Genomic DNA, 18,931 nt, shown 5'->3' with positions numbered 1-18,931 from the left:
TTGTGCGGAGTAGGATCGCCTGTCATGGCACCCGTCTCGCCCACGGTCGCCCGGTGGGAGCTGGTTCTGCGGCTGCGTGAACTCCGCGAGCAGCGCGGCTTCGATTCGGCCACCTTCGCCAAACGCACCGGCTTCACCCCGGCCAACTGGTCGCATGTGGAGAAGGGCCGGCGCGTGCTCACCGCGACCACCATCGGCCCGGTGCTGGAACTGCTCGAGGTGGACGGCGAGGAACGCGGGGAACTGCTCGACCTGCTGACGGAGAGCAAGGAACGCGGCTGGTGGGCCAAGTCCTCGGCCCTGCTGGGCGCGGAACTGCAGCGCTATTACGGCATGGAGTTCGGGGCGGAGAGCATCCGCAGTTACGACAGCCTGGTGGTGCCGGGCCTGCTGCAGACGGAAGAGTATGCGCGAGCGCTCATCAGCGCCGACGTCATGATCCGCCCGGTACAGGTGGAACAACTGGTGGCGGTGCGGTTGCGGCGGCAGGAACGATTGCGCGGTGACGACCGGGTCGAATTGACCGCGGTGGTCGGCGAGGCCACGCTGTTGCAACAGATCGGCGGCCCGAAAGTATTGCGCGGCCAACTCGAACACCTGGTGGATCTGCTCACGGAACTGGATTCCGTTTCGGTGCGGGTGATTCCGTTCACCGCCACGCGCGGTGCGATGCTGGGTGGCTCGAGTTTTCATCTGCTGGATTTCGCTTCCGAGAATCTGCCCACCTTCACCTGGGTGGAGAGCGCGGTTTTCGGTGGCGCCGTGGAAGATACGGATCAGGTTCGCGATCTGGGGTTCGCATTTGTGCGTGCGCTGGACCAATCACTCAGCCGCGCAGATTCTTTGGAGCTCATCGAACGCTATTCGAAAGGGTGGGATACGGAGGCCGGACGGTAAAATGCAGCGCATGCTTACCACCGCGAAGTACCAGCCGGAATCCACCGGCTGGTTCACGTCGACCCGTACCAATAACGGAAATCAGTGCGTGGAGGTTCGATTCGACGGTGTGGCGGTGCTCATCCGCGACAGCAAGTACCGGCGCAACCCGGAAAATCGCCTCGAATCCGAGCCCGTCATCACCGTCACCGCGCGCGAATGGATGTCGTTCCTGGCCGTGATCATGGGCCGCGCTACCGATCCCGCCGCCCTGACCTCGACCCTCCGCCCCGACGGCCACACCGAATTGCGCCACGCCGAGATCACCCTGGTCTACACCCCTGGCGAATGGGCTGCCTTCACCGCGGGAGTCCGCGACGGCGAGTTCGATCGAGTTCCCGCCTACTCCTGACCTTCGAGTTCGCGGCCGTCTCGATTCTGGACTGAGTGGAGCGGGGGAGCGAAGCGGAGGAGCGGAGGGAGGGAAGAATCGAGACTTCAGGGCCGCGAACCTGCCCGGAGCGCAGCGGAAGGGCAAGATGGGCACTGTGACTTCGCAGCTGAACGCACCTTCCGGTATCGACCTGTCCTTCGTAGATCAGGCTGTCCGTGTGCAGGATGACCTGTTCGCGCACGTCAACGGCAAATGGCTGGACACTTACGAGATACCGGCCGATCGCGCGGTCGACGGCGCCTTCCGCACGCTGTACGACCAGGCCGAGAAGGATGTCCAGCAGATCATCCAGGACGCCTCCGCCACCGATGCCGCCCCCGGCACCGAGGAGCGCAAGATCGGCGACCTCTACAACAGCTTCATGGACGAGGCGGCCGTCGCGGCCGCGGGCCTGACCCCGATCGCCGAGGAACTGGCCGCCATCGCCGCCGTCTCGGACCGCTCCGAATTCGCCGCGCTCATCGGCCGGCTGCAGCGCACCGGCGTGGGCGGCGCGGTGGTCTTCTACGTCGACACCGACGACAAGAACTCCGAGCGCTACCTGGTGCACGCCTCCCAGTCCGGTATCGGCCTGCCCGACGAGTCCTACTACCACAAGGACGAGTACGCGGAGATCCGCGAGAAGTACGTCGCGCACACCCGCCGCATGTTCGAACTGGCCGGCCTGGACTACGACGCGCAGCGCGTCTTCGACCTGGAGGCCAAGCTGGCCGCCGGGCACTGGGATGTGGTGCGCCGCCGTGATGCCGAACTCAGCTACAACCTGACCACCTTCGACGCGCTGGCCGCCGCGAACCCCGAGTTCGACTGGGCCGCGTGGACTTCGGCGCTGGCCGCGGGCGTGGATCGCTCCGGCGCGGAGCTGTTCGCGGAACTGGTGGTGCGCCAGCCGGATTACCTGCGCACCTTCGCGCAGCTGTGGGCCTCGGAGTCGCTCGAGGACTGGAAGGCCTGGGCGGCTTGGCGTGTCGTGAAGAGCCGCGCTCCCTACCTGACCACCGACCTGGTGGAGCAGAACTTCGACTTCTACGGCCGCACCCTCACCGGCGCGCAGGAGAACCGGGACCGCTGGAAGCGCGGCGTCTCCCTGGTGCAGGATCTGCTCGGCGAGGCGGTCGGCAAACTGTATGTGGCCCGGCACTTCCCGCCGGAGGCCAAGGCCCGCATGGTCGAACTGGTGGCCAACCTGCAGGAGGCGTACCGCCGCAATATCTCCCAGCTGGAGTGGATGGGCCCGGCCACCCGGCAGGCCGCGCTCGCCAAGCTGGAGAAGTTCACCCCGAAGATCGGTTACCCGGACGAGTGGCGGGACTACTCCGCGATCGTGGTCGACCCGGCCGATCTGGTCGGCAACTACCGCAACGGCTATGCGGCCGAGCACGATCGCGATCTGAACAAGCTGGGCGGCGCGGTGGACCGCGGCGAGTGGTTCATGACCCCGCAGACGGTGAACGCCTACTACAACCCGGGCATGAACGAGATCGTCTTCCCGGCCGCCATCCTGCAGCCCCCGTTCTTCGACATGAACGCCGACGACGCCGCCAATTACGGTGGTATCGGCGCGGTCATCGGTCACGAGATCGGTCACGGCTTCGATGATCAGGGTTCGAAGTACGACGGCGACGGCAACATGATCGACTGGTGGACCGAACAGGACCGCACCGAATTCGGCAAGCGCACCAAGGCTCTCATCGCCCAGTACAACCAGTTCACCCCCAAGGACCTCTCCGAAGACCACAAGGTCAACGGCGAGTTCACCATCGGCGAGAACATCGGCGACCTGGGCGGCCTCACCATCGCCCTCGAGGCCTACAAAATCTCCCTCGAAGGCAAGGACTCCCCCGTCCTCGACGACCTCACCGGCCTCCAGCGCGTCTTCTTCGGCTGGGCCCAGGTCTGGCGCACCAAGGCCCGCGCCGAGGAAGCCATCCGCCGCCTCGCCGTAGACCCTCACTCCCCGCCCGAATTCCGCTGCAACGGCGTAGTCCGCAACCTCGACACCTTCCACGAAGCGTTCAACGTGAAACAAGGCGACGCCCTCTACCTCGACCCCACCGAGCGCGTAAAGATCTGGTAGCTCCGTCAGCGCTGGGACCTCGGGTCCCCGTCCGCGGACGGGGACCCGAGTCGTCAGGCGATGCGGTCTTCGGTTTCCGCGTCGAAGAAGAAGAGTTCTTCTTGTTTGGGGGTGAGGGAGAGGCGGTCGCCGAGGGCTACTCGGAAGCGGCGGTCTACTCGGGCTACTACTCGGCCGGAGCGGCTGGACCATTCGGCGGTGACGCCGTGGGAGTAGAGGAAGGATTCGGAGCCGAGTTCTTCCAGGAGTTCTACTTCGACGGTGAGGGCGTTGTCGGCGGTGGCGGCGACTTCCCAGGATTCGGGGCGGATGCCGATGATCACGTTCTTGCCGGTGACGGTGCGCGGCAGGGGGATTCGCAGGTCGTTGAGGACCGCTGCCCCGTCCTGCACCGGCGCCGTCAGGAGGTTCATGCCGGGTGAGCCGATGAAGCCGGCGACGAAGGTGTTGACCGGGTTGTCGTAGAGGTCGCGGGGGGCCGCGATCTGTTGTAGTTTGCCGTCTTTCATCACGGCTACCCGGTGGCCCATGGTCATGGCTTCGACCTGGTCGTGGGTGACGTAGACGGTGGTGGTGCCGAGGCGTTTCTGCAGGGCCGCGATCTGGGAGCGGGTGCTGACGCGGAGTTTGGCGTCGAGGTTGGACAGGGGCTCGTCCATGCAGAAGACCTGGGGGCGGCGCACGATGGCGCGGCCCATGGCGACGCGCTGGCGCTGGCCGCCGGAGAGTTTCGCGGGTTTGCGGTCGAGCAGGGCTTCGAGTTCCAGCATGGCGGCGGCCTCCTTGACCCGGATCAAGGTGTCCGCCTTGCTCATTCCCGCATTACGCAGCGCGAAGCCCATGTTCTCGGCCACGGTCATGTTCGGGTAGAGCGCGTAGCTCTGGAAGACCATGGCCACATCGCGGGCCCGCGGCGGCAGGCCGGTCACGTCCTGCCCGCCGATGCGGATGTGGCCGCCGGTCACCGCCTCGAGGCCCGCCAGCATGCGCAGACTGGTGGATTTTCCGCAGCCCGAGGGGCCGACCAGCACCAGGAATTCGCCGTCGGCGATCTCGATGTTCAGGTCGTCCACCGCGGGGCCGGGCGTACCCGGATAGGTGAGGGAAACACCCTCGAACTGCACAGTCGCCATGCCGGCGGATCTCCTTGTGTCTCACCACCTGTCAGGCGGTTGCTGATTACTTGGGCAGTTTGGGCGTGATCTGCCGGTCGATGATGGTCTGCAGCTGGTTGCTGATATCGGCGAAAGTGGCTGCCGTATCCCGGTTCTGCAGGCCCATCTGCTCGAGCCCGGTGCCGATGATCTGATCGCCGCCCGGCACGAAGACGCGCGCGTAGTTCTGCGGCTTGGTCAGCGGCAGCTGGTCGATGGCGGTCTTGAAGTTCGGGTTCTTGGCCAGGAAGTCCACCATGCCGGGTTCCTGCGCCGCCGACTTGCGCACCGGCACATATCCGGTGGCCTGCGAGAAGTACGCCGTATTGGCGGTATTGGTGATGAAGTCGATGAACTTCAGCGCGTTCTCCTTGCGGGCGTCGCTGATCCGCGACGGAATCGCCAGGCCCGCACCGCCGGTGGTGCAGCCCGCCAGTCCGTTCGGGTGCGGCAGGAAGCCGGTGCCGTACTGCACCTTGCCCGCGGCGTTGGTGTCGATCGCCTTCAGATCGCCGGTGGAACCGATGGCGGAGGCGATGATGCCGTTGCCGAAGTCCACCGCGTACGTCGGCCGGATGCTGGCGTACTTCTTGGTGTTCATGGAGTCGCGCAGGTAGTTACCGGCGGCGAGGGTGGCGGGCTCGTCGAACTTCAGCTTCCACTCGTCGGAGTAGGCGCCGCCGAAGGTCCAGATCGGTCCCTGGAAGGTCCAGGCCAGGTAGTTCTTGGCGTCGCCCCAGCCGTGCGCCCACTTGCCGCCGCCGATGACGCTCTGGATCTTCGGGCCCCACTCGTCGAATTCGGCCCAGCTGTCGGGGGTGCGGTCGGGCAGTCCGGCCTTGGCCCAGACGTCCTTGTTGTAGTAGAAGATCTGCGTCGAGCGCGCGTACGGCAGCGCCCAGGTCTTGCCGTTGAACTTGTAGTCGCCGACGAAGGTGTCCACGTAGTCGGACACGTTCACGCCGGCGGCCGAGAAGTGGCTGTCCAGCGGTTCGATGGTGCCGTTGAGCGCGTAGTTGAACCACCACACGTCGGACAGGATGACCACGTCCGGTAGCTCGCCGCCGGTGAGCGCCGCGTTGAACTTGGTCGCGACCTCCTCGTAGTTCTTACCGGCGTCGACGAGGTTGACCTTCAGATCCGGGTACTTGGCCTCGAAGCGCTTGATCAGCTCGTTCTCCTGATCCTTCGAGGTGCCGGGGTGGTTCGACCAGAAGGTGATGGTCTTCGAGTCGCCACCCTGGGTACCGCCGCCACCGGTGCCGGCGCAGGCGGTCAGGGCGACCGCGCCCGCGGCCGCGCCGGCGAGGCCTAGGAACCCGCGTCGGGACAGTGCAGGCAGACGTGATTCGGGCACAGGAATCTCCTTCTGGGACTTAACCCTTGACCGCACCGGAGGTGAGGCCCTTGATCATTTGGCGCTGCAGCGCGAGGAAGACGATGAGGATGGGCAGCATGGTCAGCACGACGCCGGCCATGACCGGCCCCCAGTTGGTGACGCTGGGGTTCTCGGTGTTCTGCAACAGGGTCAGGCCGACCGGCAGGGTCGCGACGCGCGCGTCGTCGGCCATGAGGAACGGCCACAGGTATTCGTTCCATTCGCCGACCAGCGTGACTACCGCGAACGCCACCATGGTCGGCCCGGACATGGGCAGCACCACGCGGGTCAGCAGCCGCCACCAGCCGGCGCCGTCCATGCGCGCGGCCTCGATCACCTCACCGGGCAGCGACAGGAAATGGTTGCGCATGAGGAAGGTGCCGAAGGCGACCCCGCAGAGCGGAACGATGATGCCCTGGAAGGTGTTCCGCCAGCCCAGCTGCGCGATGAGCGCGTAGTTGGAGATGATGGTGATCTGGTTGGGCACCATGAGCGCCGCGATGATCACCAGGAACACGATGTTCTTGCCCGGGAAGCGCAGGAACACCAGCCCGTAGGCGCTGAACACGCCGAGCACGAACTTCACGGCGGAGACGATCCCGGTGACGATGATCGAGTTCCGCAGGAACTGCCAGAACGGCAGTGTGGTGGTGGCGTCGTGATAGTTCGAGGCGAGCCAGTTCTTCGGCCAGTAGGTGACGGGCTGGGTGTACACCTCGGAGTGCCCCATGAACGAGCGGGTGAGGATGTAGTACAGCGGGAGGCCGACGATGATCAGCACGCACACCATGGCGGCGTAGCCGAAGATCTTCGCCCACAGGTCCCGATTCGCGTTGAGCCGGTTCACTTCTCGTCTCCTCGGTCCATCATGCGCACCTGCACCACGGTCACGATCAGCAGCGCCAGGAACATGATGGTGGCGACGGCCGCCCCGTATCCGGCGCGCTGGTTGACCCAGGATTCGCGATAGACCTGATAGATCATGGTGGTGGTGCCGGTGCCGATCGGCCCGCCGCGGGTCATCACATTGATGAGGTCGAAGACCTGCAACGAGTTGAGCAGCACGGTGATCGACAGGAAGTAGGTGGTGGGCCGCAGTTGCGGCAGCAGCACCCGGCTGAAGGTGGTCCAGCGGCTCGCGCCGTCGATCTCGGCGGCCTCCATCAGGTCGGCCCGGACTCCTTGCAGCGCCGCCAGATAGATGACGAAGCTGTAGCCCAGGTTCTTCCAGATGTAGGTGACCGTGATCATGAACAGCGCCCAGTGCGGGTTCTGCACGAAGTCGGGCGAGTGAATTCCCAGCTTCTGCAGCAGATCCGGGATCAGCCCGAAGCCGGGGTCGAAGATGAACTGGAAACCGACGCCGATGGCCGCGCCGGAGATGACGTAGGGCGCGAAGATGGCGGACCGGACCACATTGCGCCCGACCAGTTTGCGGTCCAGCAGCAGGGCCAGCACCAGGCCGAGCAGCATGCTGCCGATCACGGCGGCGACCGTGAAGACCACGGTATTGCCCACGATCTGCCAGGAGTCGTCGCGCCGGAACCACTCCGTGTAGTTGTCGAAGCCGACCCAGTTCAGGCTGGTCGCGGAGATGTTCCAGTCCGTGAAGGAGAGCCGCACGTTGTCGATGAGCGGCCGATAGACGAACAGCCCCAACAGGATCAGGTTGGGTGCGACGAGCACGGCGAACAGCGCATAGTCCTGCCATGGTCGGCTGCGCCAGCCACGCCCTCTGGGCTGTGGCAGGACTCGTTCGGGGTGTGATCGCACCAGCGCACTGTCGCGATCTTTGGCAAATAGCCGGTTAATCAGGGATACCGACAATGCGGACATGCGGCGAATAATACGATTGAGTAACTGCTTTCGAGCATGAAACGGATGAACGTCAGATCAACAACAAGGGGCCCCTCGCCCCGCCTCCACCCCCAAAACGAGCGGCCCCGCCCTTACTAGGGCGGGGCCGCTTCGCTTGTGTCAGGCGGGACGGAACGTCAGTTCCAGTCGCTCCAGCCGTCACCCGTGAAGGTGCCGCCGTTGGTGTTCTTCACGATGACGGGGTCGCCCTTCTTGGCGTTCTCGAAGTACCACTTGGCGTTCTCCGTGGAGACGTTCAGGCACCCGTGCGAGGTGTCCGAAACACCCTGCTGCGCAACACTCCACGGCGCCGCGTGCAGGAAGATGCCGTTGTTGGCCATGCGGCTCGCGTACTCGACCTCGAGCCGGTACCCCTCGGCGGCGGTGCTGGGCACGCCGTAGGTGGCGGAGTCCATGATCATCTTGCGGTTCATCTCGCTGATGATGTAGGTCCCGTTCGGGGTCTCGTGCCCCGCCTTGCCCATGGAGGTGGGCATGGTCTTCACGACGTCACCGTTGCGGGTGACGGTGATGGTCTCGGTGGCGTCGTCGGCGGTGGCCACGAGGGCGTCGCCGATGTGGTACGCGACGTCCGTGCCGCCCGCGGAGACGGTCACGTCGGTCCCGGCCGGCCAGAACTGCTCGGGCCGCCAGCGCACCTGCTTGTCGCTCAGCCAGTAGAAGTGGCCGTCCACCTTGTTGGTGGAGGTGATGCGGATGGCCTTCTCGGCGGTGGCGTGATCGCTCACCGGGTCCTTGAAGTTGATGATGACCGGCATGGCCACACCGACCGTGTCCCCGTCACCGGGGGTGATGTTGGGAGCGGCGAAGTTCGCCGGCGGGATGGGCGCCTTGGCGTTCGGATCGGTGGGCAGCGAACCCGGTGCGGGCTGCGGCATGACGGCGGACGGCACGCCCGGGATGTCCGGCCCGCCCGGCCATAGCGGTGCGGCTGCGGCCGGTCCGGCCACCACGGCTCCGGTCGCTGCGATGGCAGCGAGGGCGATCAGTCCCGTTCTCCGGTACCGGGTAACTCGCACAGCTTGGTCCTCTCTGTACCGCCTCTCCGGGACTTCGGCGCACGGCTGAGAGCCGTCGACAGTCGCGAGGGCGGGCGGCGGTTTGCGAGCAACCCGATTTTGGACGTACCCCACGAGTTACCCGGAACTTACGGAATCAGTTGTCACCGGCATCCATTACTACCGTGTGCGGCGCGTCAGTCCAATCACGTTCTGCCAGTTATGCATACCGACTTCCTGGTGTGGAACACGTCACACCAATTGGTACGGTCGTCTCGGTTGGCGCGAATGCGCCGATGACACCGGCGATTCCCCTTCGCCGGTGAGCGCGCGCCCGATTGCGGAGTGGTTACTTCCTCAAACCTGGTTGTGATCGAAATCACTGGAGTCGCAGCGTTGTTGCGCCCCATCGGAATTCGGCGACCACCTGGTCAGGACGCGGCGACCTCGAATGTTATCGCGGCATGCGGACCGGTCGCGATGTTGTGTGGCACCGTCCACGGCACCCGCCCGCGCGCGAAACGCGGAGACAACCGCAGCCGCACCGTATTCAGCACCGTCGCCAGCACGATGCGCATCTCGTACTCCGCCAGCGCCGCCCCGATGCAGCGCCGGTGCCCGCCCCCGAAGGGCGCGAATTCGAATGGGCTGTAGTGCCGTTCGAGGAACCGCTCGGGCCGGAACTCCTGCGGCGCTTCCCACACTGACGCATCGGAGTGCAGCAGCGGCACGATCAGCCCCATGGTGTCCCCGGTCACCAGCGCCGCGCCGCGCAGCGTGAAATCACCGGTGAGCCTGCGCAATACGATCGGCACCGGTGGATGCAGGCGCAGCGTCTCCTGGCAGACCGCGTTCAAATAGGGCAGTTCGGCCAGTTCGCCCGGATCCAGATCCGTTCCGGCCGCAGCCAATTCCGTGCGCAGTCGCGCCAGCGTCGCGGGCTCGCGGTGCAGCCGGTACAAGGCCCAGACCAGGGCGGTGGCCGTCGTCTCGTGCCCGGCCACCAGCAGGGTCCGAACCTGTTCGCGCAGCTCCGAATCGGTCATCGCGGACCCGTCCGCATAGCGGGTGGCCAGCAGTAACGCCAGCACATCCGAGCCATCGCGGCCGGCCTCGTCACCGCCGGCCCGCCGCCGCGCGATATCGGCGTCGATGAGCGCGTCGAGCCGATCCCGCGCCGCACGGAACCGCTCCCATCCGGACAATCCGAGCAGATTGCGCCGCAGCACCGGCGCCAGCATCAGCGCCCCGCCGAACGAGGTGACGAAATCCAGTGTGGCGGTGGTGTATTCGGCCTGCCGCAGCGGATCGTCGATGCCGAACACGGCGGCCAGGATCACCCGCAGTGTCATGGCCCGGGCGGCGGCGCGCGCATCCACCCGGGTGCCGGGCCGCAAGGCCTGCCCGGTGCGGTCGCCGTCGAGCTCGGCCCGGGTGACATCGCGGATCACGGTGCCGTAGTGCGCGATCCGGGTGTGATGGAAGGCCGGGGCGAGCAGCGCCCGTTCCGGCCGATGCCGTTCCGGCCGGGCCAGGATCAGCGAGGCCGCGCCCACCATGGGCTCGATGGGGTTCGGCAGCGGCGGCGCGAGCAGGTCGATCGGCGCGCGGAACAGTTCGCGTGCGCCCGCCGGGGTCCCGGTGCAGACGCAGGTGCCGAGCCCCGGAACACGGATGCGGAAAGGATCGCCGTCGCGTGCCCGCCGCCAGCGGAAGTAGCGCTCCAGATCGAGCCCGCCGGTGCCCATACTGCTTTATACGACATGCACCGACGGCCCGGTTCGATACGCGCCCCGCAGGTCGTGTAACCATGAGGAGCAAGTCCGAATTGTGCGGTTTCCATCAGTTGAGGCGAGGATTGCCCGTGTTGCGTAGGCAGCTCACCGCTCGGATCGCGATCCCCGCGATCTCCGCCGTCCTGTTGCTCGCGGGCGCCGCGGCGCTCACCGGCTGCGGCTCCACCATCCCCGGCACCCCGCAGGCCGTGAACGGGAATCCCGGTAGGCCACCGGCCAAGACGGGCCCGGGCGGCACCACCACTCCCGGCCCGCCGGCCGCGCCCACGACCACCGCCCGCGCCGACAAGGGCGGCAATACCGACTTCCAGGCGAGCATCGGCGACTGCGTGAAGCTCGGCGGCACCACGGACAACGCCACCATCGCGAAGGAACCCTGCGGCAGTCAGGACGCCAATTACAAGGTGATCGGCAAGGCGCCCTCGAACACGCAGTGCCCCAAGGACGTCGACCAGGCCTACTACGAGACCCTCAACGGGATCGAAACGGGCGCACTGTGTCTCGATGTCGACTGGGTGGTCGGCGACTGTTTCGATGTCGGCGGTGACGATCCGCGCCGCATCCCGTGCGGCACCCCCGGTGTCACGGACGGCGTCCACGTGCTGGCGATCCTGCCGAACAGCACCAGCCTCGACGATTGCACCGTCGGCGACAGCGGCTACGTGTACCGGGACCGCCGGACCGTCGTCTGCGTCGCGGCCTTGTAACTCACAGCCGGGAACTTGTGGCCCGCAGAAAAGATAAGGAGGCGGTGATCCCGGATCACCGCCTCCTGCTGTGTCTTTCGCCGGTCAGATCGGGTGGTAGCCCGCGCCGATGCTGCCGCGACTGTTGATGTCGTTCATGATCGACGACATATTGGTGCCGACCTCGGGGCCGAAGCAGGCCACCGCCAGGTAGGCGTTCACCATGCCGACCAGCGTGGTGCCCACGACAACCGGTGCGCCGGAGTCACCTTCGACGACGCACATCTGGCTCCAGGTCTCGACACTGGTGTCGAAGACGTCGCCCCAGGAGATGCCGCAGGTATTGCCGGTGGTGCGGCCTTCCTTGCAGACGATCATCGGGAATCCGGGCGGGCCGCCCAGTCCGGTGATGGTCACATTGCCGATGTGGTTGACCGGAATGATCCGGCTCGGGTCGAACTGGATGATGGCGTAGTCCAGATCGTGGTCGGAGTAGACGAAGGTGCCGATCTGGCCTGCGCCGCGGTCCTTTTCGGCCCATACCTTGGCGCCCGGATCGCCACAGTGTCCGGCGGTGAGGCCGACCAGCCGGCCGGCGCCGTCGTAACCGACTGTGGTGACGGTGCATTCGAACATGTCATCGATGATGATCCCGGAACCACCGCCGATGACGGCCGGAGCGGGATCGGCGTTCGCGGTTCCGGCGCCGAGCAGCGCGGTGCTCAGGACGGCGAAAGCGCCGACCACCCCGGCGAATTTCCTGATCATGACCCTCCAGACGTCGGAAGCGCTCGCGAATCGAACGTGACTGCCCTCATCCTGCCCTCATCCTGTCAGTATTCGGGCCAGGTCGACGGTTGTACTGCCACATGTTGCCGAGCCGTGTCCTGCACCGCGAAGCGTCGGTTAGCTAGTTGGATGTGACTTATCGGTTCAATAGGCATCGGGTATCGATTTCCGATAAATTCAATCCGATTAATTCTTACCTAGAACGTCTTCAGAAGTTCCGAAGTTGCGGCGGAAAGTATCAAACTAGAACAAGTTCTAGATATCTGCCTGGTTCTTTGGGCACGAAACCAACTCTGATGTGGCTGTTCACAGCGGTACGCCGAAAGTGATCCGGCTCTATGACGTGAACCACAATCGGTGATGTGTTTTTTCTAACTCCGTAGTAGGGTGCGTCAAGCAAACAGTCGTCGGAGGCGGGTAACTCCGGCGTCGAGAGGGGTAGCCAGTGCAGTTGAGCAAGAGCCTGGGTGATGGGCAGGCGGGCCCAACCGAATCACGGGCGAATCTCGCCGTGGATTGGGCAAAGGGCTACTGGCGGGATCACCCCCAAGCCTCGCTGGAAACCGGCGGCCGCATGATCACCATGGGTGTGGCCGCGGTGGCCGAACTTTTCATCGCCATCTTCCGCCGGCGTTTCCCCTTCAAAGAGTTCGTGCGGCAGTGCGCCTTCATGGCCAATGTCGCCGCCGCTCCCACCCTGCTGGTCGCCATTCCGATCGGCGTCATCGTCTCGATCCAGGTCGGCTCGGTCGCCGGACAGGTGGGCGCCACCTCGTTCATCGGCGCGGCCAACGGCCTCGGCATCATCCAGCAGGGCGCGCCCCTGGTCACCTCCCTCATGATCGCCGGCGCGGTCGGCTCCGCCATCTGCGCCGACCTCGGCTCCCGCACCATCCGCGAGGAGATTGACGCCATGAAGGTGATGGGCGTCGACCCCATGCGGCGGCTGGTCGCCCCCCGCCTCGGCGCCGCCATGCTGGTCTCCGTACTACTGTGCGGCTTCGTGGTTTTCGTCGGCTTCCTGACCGGCTACATCTTCAATATCTTCGCGCAGAACGGCACGCCGGGCTCCTACATCGGCACCTTCTCCTCGTTCGCGGTAACCCTCGATCTCTTTGTGGCGCTGCTGAAGTCGCTCATCTTCGGACTGCTGGCCGCCATCATCGCCTGCGACGCGGGGCTCAATGCCCGCGGCGGGCCGGGCGGCGTGGCGAACGCGGTGAACACCGCGGTGGTCATGTCGGCCGTCATGCTCTTCGGCACCAATCTGGCCCTCACCCAGATCTACAACTCCCTGTTCCCCCCGCAGGTGGTCTGAGACGTGTCTGCAACTTATGTTCCCCCGCTGCTGCGGCCGTTCCAGCGCATCCGGGGCGCGGCCACCGCGCCCCGGGACTGGCTGGCGCGCATCGGCCATCAGGTCTTCTTCTTCCTGCGCTCGATCGGCTCCATGCCGATGGCGTTCAAGCACTACCCCAAGGAAGTCTGGCGCCTGCTGTCCGACGTCACCTGGGGCAACGGCAATCTCGTCGTCGGTGGCGGCACCATCGGCATCGTGCTGATCCTGTCCGCCTTCGGCGGCATGACGGTCGGCATCCAGGGCTACACCTCGCTCAACCTGCTCGGCCTGGCGCCGCTGACCGGCGCCATCTCCGCCTTCGCCACCACCCGTGAACTCGGGCCCATGCTCGCCACGGTCGCGTTCGCGGCGCAGGCCGGCTGCCGGTTCACCGCGCAACTGGGCGCCATGCGCATCTCCGAGGAGATCGACGCGCTGGAATCGGTTGCCATCCGGCCGCTTCCGTACCTGGTGAGCACCCGCATGATGGCGGCCATGATCGCCATCGTGCCGCTGTACTGCCTGGCGCTGCCGTTCGCGTACATCGCGTGCTCGCTGACGGTGACGCTGGTGGGCGGTACCGCGACAGGCACCTTCCAGCACTACTTCTATGAGTTCCTGATACCGCACGATGTGCTGTACTCACTGCTGAAGGCGATCATCTTCGTCGCGATCACCACGTTCATCCAGTGCTACTACGGGTTTTTCGCCTCGGGCGGCCCGGAGGGCGTGGGTGTCGCGGCCGGTCGCGCGATCAAGCTCTGCATCATCGCGGTCGTCTTCGCGGACCTCTTCATGACCTTGGCCATCTGGGGCGTCAACCCCGGAATCCGCATCTCGGGATAGGGGGCGCGAAAAATGATCATCGATCCGAGCGGGCGCGGCCCGACCATGCGGCAACTGCTGCTCGCGGGCGTCGCGGGCCTCGTGGTGTTCGCCCTCATCCTGGGTTTCCTGATGGCGCGGTACAAGGGCTATTTCGTCCCGAAGGTGAATGTCACCGCCAACCTCACCACCACCGGTGACGGCCTGCCCGCCGACGCGGACGTGAAGTTCCGCGGCGTGCTGGTGGGTGCGGTGAAGGACGTCTCCGTCGCCAACAAGGGTGAGCTGCAAGAGGTTCACATCGAGATGAAGCCCGAGTTCGTGACCGGCATCCCGGCCAATGTCACGGCCCGCGTGGTGCCGTCCAACCTGTTCGCGGTCACCTCGGTCGAACTCGTCTACAACGGCACGGATGCCGCGCACCTGAAGGAGGGTTCGCAGATCTCCGAGGACAAGTCCGAGGGCACCATCGCCCTGCAGGACACGCTCACCACGGTGCGCAATATCCTCGGCAAGATCGATCCGGTGCAGTTCGGCCGGGTGCTCGGCACCCTGTCCTACGCCCTCGACGGCAGCGGCCGGCTGCCCGGCTCCAGCATCGAGCGAATCGACAACTGGCTGCAGCAGACTCGCGCCTCGGTGCCGGATCTGGGTGGTTTCCTCGACGACTTCTCCGCCTCCTTCCACGCGCTCAACCAGTCCGCGCCGGAACTCATGGACGTGCTGCAGGAATCGGTGAAGACCGCGCAGACCATCTCCGATCGCCGGGCCGAGCTGATCTCGCTCATCACCGGCGCCTCCGGCACGGTCGACACGGTCAACGCGCTGTTCGCCCGGAACCCCAACGTGGGCAAGGACGTCACGGTCGGCACCAGCGCCCTGTTCGGCGCGCTGGCCAGCAATCCGGACGCCATCCCGCAGGCCATCTCCAACCTGAACGATTCGGTGCGCAAGCTGAACAGCACGTTCCACTGGGGACCGCAGCGTCAGATGGTGTGGAACATGGGCATCACCTTCACGCCGTACAAGCCGTACACGCGGGACGACTGCCCGCGCTACGGTGACCTGGCCGCGCCCAGCTGTGCCACCGCGCCGCTGGTCTCGGATCCGGGCACGCTGCCGGAGTCGTTGCGCCCCAAGGCACTCGATTCGGCCGCCGGCCTGCCGAAGTCTCCCCCGCCGCCCGGTTTCCCGAGCATTCCGGGCCTCAACACCGATATCACGCAGCCGGGCCAGAACCCGCAGCCGGGCAACCCCTTCGCGGGCACCCCGCTGGAGGGCCTGTTCCCGAACCTGAACATTCCGGGCCTGCCCGGTGCGCCTGCCGCGCCCGCCGCTCCTGCCGCACCGGCGAACCAGCCGGCGCCGCAGCCCGGCGCCGCGCCGCAGGCCGGAGCAATCGCCTATTCCGGCGACGACGCCATCACCGCCCTGCTGGGCCGGCGTCCCACCGCGGCCGAATACATGCTGCTGAGCTCGATTCTGAGGGGTGGAACGTTGTCCGTGTCCGAAAGCGGGGCGGGTAAGTGAGTGTTCGCAAGCCGCTGATCGGCTTCACGCTGTTCGCCATCGTGTCCATCCTGGTGACCGCGGTCATCTGGAACACGCTGGCGCGCATCGTGAGTGGCAGTACCAACACCTACTCGGCGACCTTCACCGATGTACTCGGCCTGCGCGAGGGCGATGACGTCCGGATGGCCGGCGTGCGCGTCGGCAAGGTGGAGAAGATCGCGCTGGACAAGCAGCACCGCGCGCTGGTGACGTTCATCGTGCAGCGTGATCAGACGCTGTACGGCGACACCAAAGCGCTTGTCCGCTACCAGAACCTGATCGGTCAGCGCTATGTCGCGCTGGCCCCGCCGGACGCGGACAAGCCGCACACCGGAGATCACACGCCGCTGAAGAACAACGGCGCGATCCCGGTCGAGCGCACCGAGCCGTCCTTCGATATCTCGGCCCTGCTCAACGGTTTCCAGCCGCTGTTCCAGGTGCTTTCCCCGGAGCAGGTGAACAACCTGTCCAACACCTTCATCGAGGCGTTGCAGGGCGACAATGTCTCGCTCAGCGCCTTCATCACCCAGGCCGCCGCGCTGGCCAACGACTTCCAGCGCCGCGACGGCATCATCTCCGATGTCATCACCAACCTGTCGGGCGTCATGAGCGGCCTGGCCAAGCGCGGTGACGAGCTGGAGACGCTGGTGACGCAGACCCGTGCGCTCATCGGCGGTCTCTACGATCAGGGCCAGTCGTTGCAGGCGTCCACGGTCCAGATCGCCAATGCCACCGACTCGCTGGTGAGCATGCTCGCCCAGATCCAGCCGAAACTGTCCATCGCGCAGAACTCCACGCGTGATGCGCTGACCCTGCTGATCGCGAACGGTTCCAAGCTGGACCAGGCCGCCGTCGACCTGCCGGGCATTCTCGCCGACGTGGGTAAGTTCACCCAGAACGGCGCGTACGCCAACGCCTACATCTGCAGCCTCGACGTCTCCCTGTACGGTGTCCTCTTCCCGCGTGGTCTGTTCAATCAGATCGGCGGCAATTCCCACTCGGCGGTGTGCCGGCCATGACGAAAATCAAGTCTCTCTTCAACAAGAACCGCAATCTGTGGCTCGGCGTCATCGGCGTCGTGGTCATCGTGGGCCTGCTGCTCGGCGCCACCGCCTACAACTCGATCGGCATCGGCAAGCAGACCGTGAAGGCCGAGTTCGTGCAGACCGCCGGCATCAAGACCGGCGACAAGGTGAGTGTCTCCGGTGTGCCCGTGGGCACCGTCTCGGGCGCCGAGCTCGAGGGTGACCACGTGCTGATCAGCATGAACGTCGACGGCGATGTGAAGCTCGGCCCGGATGCCAAGGCGTCCATCAAGATGGCCACGCTGCTGGGCGCGCGCTACATCGACCTCGACCCGGGTGACGGCACCGGCCTGAAGGGCGATCGGATCCCCAAGTCCAACACCGTCGTTCCCTACAACCTGGCCGATGTGGTGCAGGAGGGCACGCCGAAGTTCGAGGAGCTGGACACCAAGAAGCTCGCGGATTCGCTGAACCTGATCAACCAGCAGATGGGCGGCAACGCGGATCTGACCGTGCAGGCGTTGAATTCGGTCGGCGCGCTCGCCAAGACCATCAACGACCGCAAGGACTCGGTCGATCAGCTCCTCAAGGATCTGGACCGGGTCACCAAGATCCTGGGCGACAACCGCAACAGCGTGCTGCTGGTGATCACCCAGGGCGAGGCCATCGCCAACCGGGTGATGGAACGCCAGACCCTGCTGAAGAACCTGCTGGACAACATCTCCACGCTGAGCCGTCAGTTGCAGCAGATCGGCCAGGAGAACAACGACCAGTTCGGCCCGACCCTGGATCAGCTCAACACCGTGGCCGCCGGCCTGCAGAAGAACAAGGACAACCTGGACCGATTCCTGTCGATCCTGCCGCCGTCGGTGCGGCAGTTCAACAATGTCTTCGGCAACGGCAACTACGGCGAGGTGGGCCTGCCGTGGCTGTTCCCGGACAACTGGCTGTGCTTCGCGCAGGTGAACGAGGGGTGCCATCAGTGACAGCGATCGAACGAATCACGAAGCGCGCCATGATCCGTCGCATCGCCCAGGCCGCCCTGATCGGCGTCGCGGCGGCCACCGTGGGCAGTTGCTCGCTGGTGCCGCTGGACGTGAAAGACGCCGCGGGACAGACCCAGCACTTCACCGCCGACTTCCAGAACATCGCCGGCATGTACGTGGGCAACCCGATCACGGTGCTCGGGCTCGAGGTCGGCAAGGTCGACAAGATCGTGCCGCACGGTGAGTACATCGAGGTCCACATGACCGTGGACAAGAGCGTCAAGATCCCGAAGAACGCGATGGCGGCGCTGATTTCGCCGTCCATCGTGACCGACCGCCACATCGAGCTCACCCCGCGCTACACCGGCGGCGACACGCTGCCGAACAATGCGCACCTGACCCTGCAGCAGACCAAGACCCCGGTCGAGCTGGACACGATGATCAAGACCATCGACACCTTCGCTGCCGCGCTGAAACCGCAACCGGGACAGGACGGGGTCGGTCCGCTGGCGGGCCGGGTGCTGTATCCGATGATGAACGGCAACGGCGAGAAGATGCACGATGTGCTGACCGCCCTGTCGGGTGCGCTCAAGACGGGCGTGGACAACAAGGACGCGGTCGCCAGCATCATCATCAAGCTGAACGAGCTGACCTCCATGCTGTCCGACAACGATCAGTCGGTCCGCGACTTCAGCAATAAGATCACCCAGATGATGGGGTTGCTCGCAGACCAGGCCCCGGGCCTGCAGGCCACCCTGGATCAGCTGAATTCCTTCCTGTCCAACACTTCCGGGGCCTTCGCGAAGTACCAGGATCAGCTCAACGGCACCCTCACCGGCCTCACCAATGTCACCACCCAGCTGCGCCAGAACGCGGCCGGCGTGACCGAGATCGTGGACGTGGCGCCGCTGCTCATGCAGAACCTCGACAAGTCGGTGAACCGCAACGGCAACTTCATCCGCCTGCACGCCGTGCTCGGCACCGCGCTCTCCGGCGAGATCATCAGCCAGTTCTGCGAGAAGATCCAGATGAAGTCGGACGGCTGCCGCACCGGCAAGATCGAGGACTTCGGCCCCGATTTCGGTCTGACCGCAGCCATGTTGGGACTGACGAAATGAT

Annotated in this window: 17 protein-coding genes; 10 read left to right on the top strand and 7 right to left on the bottom strand. The window is 65.5% G+C overall.

All coding sequences use genetic code 11. The annotated features are described in order from the left end of the window. The first annotated feature begins 24 nt into the window (after window positions 1-24). The 3 genes from ACH438_RS21740 (at window position 25) to ACH438_RS21730 (ending at window position 3,407) form a co-directional block, all read left to right on the top strand. Window positions 25-897, top strand: coding sequence for a Scr1 family TA system antitoxin-like transcriptional regulator (locus ACH438_RS21740; RefSeq protein ID WP_397007880.1), 873 nt, complete (start codon window positions 25-27; stop codon window positions 895-897). Window positions 898-907: 10 nt separating this feature from the next. Then, a complete protein-coding gene (locus tag ACH438_RS21735; protein WP_397007879.1) occupies window positions 908-1,288 on the top strand; it encodes a DUF397 domain-containing protein in 381 nt (126 codons plus the stop codon). A gap of 127 nt (window positions 1,289-1,415) precedes the next feature. After that, on the top strand, window positions 1,416-3,407 hold the full coding sequence (locus tag ACH438_RS21730; protein WP_397007877.1) for a M13 family metallopeptidase: 1,992 nt from the start codon (window positions 1,416-1,418) through the stop codon (window positions 3,405-3,407). Window positions 3,408-3,460: 53 nt separating this feature from the next. Here ACH438_RS21730 and ACH438_RS21725 read toward each other — a convergent pair whose 3' ends face one another. From ACH438_RS21725 to ACH438_RS21700, 6 genes are all read right to left on the bottom strand, one after another. Beyond that, the gene (locus ACH438_RS21725) at window positions 3,461-4,540 is read right to left on the bottom strand and encodes an ABC transporter ATP-binding protein (RefSeq protein WP_397007875.1); all 1,080 of its coding nucleotides are present in this window, start codon (window positions 4,538-4,540) and stop codon (window positions 3,461-3,463) included. 46 nt (window positions 4,541-4,586) lie between these two features. Continuing rightward, entirely contained in the window at window positions 4,587-5,903 is a 1,317-nt protein-coding gene (locus ACH438_RS21720; RefSeq protein WP_397008240.1) for an ABC transporter substrate-binding protein, read from the bottom strand. A 34-nt stretch (window positions 5,904-5,937) separates the two neighbouring features. Beyond that, window positions 5,938-6,729, bottom strand: coding sequence for a carbohydrate ABC transporter permease (locus tag ACH438_RS21715; RefSeq protein WP_397008238.1), 792 nt, complete (start codon window positions 6,727-6,729; stop codon window positions 5,938-5,940). 53 nt (window positions 6,730-6,782) lie between these two features. Continuing rightward, window positions 6,783-7,712 carry a carbohydrate ABC transporter permease gene (locus ACH438_RS21710; protein ID WP_397007873.1) on the bottom strand — a complete coding sequence of 310 codons (930 nt, stop codon included), beginning with the start codon at window positions 7,710-7,712 and terminating at the stop codon, window positions 6,783-6,785. A gap of 221 nt (window positions 7,713-7,933) precedes the next feature. Next, a complete protein-coding gene (locus tag ACH438_RS21705) occupies window positions 7,934-8,836 on the bottom strand; it encodes an Ig-like domain-containing protein (protein WP_397007872.1) in 903 nt (300 codons plus the stop codon). 410 nt (window positions 8,837-9,246) lie between these two features. Continuing rightward, the gene (locus tag ACH438_RS21700) at window positions 9,247-10,563 is read right to left on the bottom strand and encodes a cytochrome P450 (protein ID WP_397007870.1); all 1,317 of its coding nucleotides are present in this window, start codon (window positions 10,561-10,563) and stop codon (window positions 9,247-9,249) included. A 116-nt stretch (window positions 10,564-10,679) separates the two neighbouring features. Between ACH438_RS21700 and ACH438_RS21695 the strand changes: the two genes are divergently transcribed. Next, complete coding sequence (locus ACH438_RS21695) at window positions 10,680-11,318, top strand: hypothetical protein (RefSeq protein WP_397007868.1); 639 nt, start codon at window positions 10,680-10,682, stop codon at window positions 11,316-11,318. 84 nt (window positions 11,319-11,402) lie between these two features. Here the strand turns inward: ACH438_RS21695 and ACH438_RS21690 are convergent, their stop codons facing one another. Continuing rightward, window positions 11,403-12,065, bottom strand: a complete 663-nt coding sequence (locus ACH438_RS21690) for a serine protease (RefSeq protein ID WP_397007866.1) — start codon at window positions 12,063-12,065, stop codon at window positions 11,403-11,405. 472 nt (window positions 12,066-12,537) lie between these two features. On the opposite strand from ACH438_RS21690, the gene ACH438_RS21685 reads away from it, so the two are divergent. Genes ACH438_RS21685 through ACH438_RS21660 form a run of 6 tightly spaced genes read left to right on the top strand, consistent with a single transcriptional unit; the run spans window position 12,538 to window position 18,930 of the window. Continuing rightward, a complete protein-coding gene (locus ACH438_RS21685; RefSeq protein WP_397008236.1) occupies window positions 12,538-13,404 on the top strand; it encodes an MlaE family ABC transporter permease in 867 nt (288 codons plus the stop codon). 3 nt (window positions 13,405-13,407) lie between these two features. Beyond that, window positions 13,408-14,271, top strand: a complete 864-nt coding sequence (locus ACH438_RS21680) for an MlaE family ABC transporter permease (protein ID WP_397007864.1) — start codon at window positions 13,408-13,410, stop codon at window positions 14,269-14,271. A 12-nt stretch (window positions 14,272-14,283) separates the two neighbouring features. Beyond that, window positions 14,284-15,780: an MlaD family protein gene (locus tag ACH438_RS21675; RefSeq protein WP_397007863.1), complete on the top strand. Its 1,497-nt coding sequence runs from the start codon at window positions 14,284-14,286 to the stop codon at window positions 15,778-15,780. After that, the gene (locus tag ACH438_RS21670) at window positions 15,777-16,820 is read left to right on the top strand and encodes an MCE family protein (RefSeq protein WP_397007861.1); all 1,044 of its coding nucleotides are present in this window, start codon (window positions 15,777-15,779) and stop codon (window positions 16,818-16,820) included. The genes ACH438_RS21675 and ACH438_RS21670 overlap by 4 nt, the downstream gene beginning before the upstream one ends. After that, window positions 16,817-17,812, top strand: a complete 996-nt coding sequence (locus ACH438_RS21665; RefSeq protein ID WP_397007859.1) for an MCE family protein — start codon at window positions 16,817-16,819, stop codon at window positions 17,810-17,812. Before ACH438_RS21670 ends, ACH438_RS21665 begins: the two co-directional genes overlap by 4 nt. Continuing rightward, window positions 17,809-18,930, top strand: a complete 1,122-nt coding sequence (locus ACH438_RS21660; protein ID WP_397007857.1) for an MCE family protein — start codon at window positions 17,809-17,811, stop codon at window positions 18,928-18,930. Before ACH438_RS21665 ends, ACH438_RS21660 begins: the two co-directional genes overlap by 4 nt. Window position 18,931: the final 1 nt, after the last annotated feature.

It is taken from the genome of Nocardia sp. NPDC020380 (assembly GCF_044386975.1).
Taxonomy (GTDB): Bacteria; Actinomycetota; Actinomycetes; order Mycobacteriales; family Mycobacteriaceae; genus Nocardia.
Note: the sequence above shows the minus strand (reverse complement) of the source record. Positions and strands in the feature narration are given on the sequence as shown.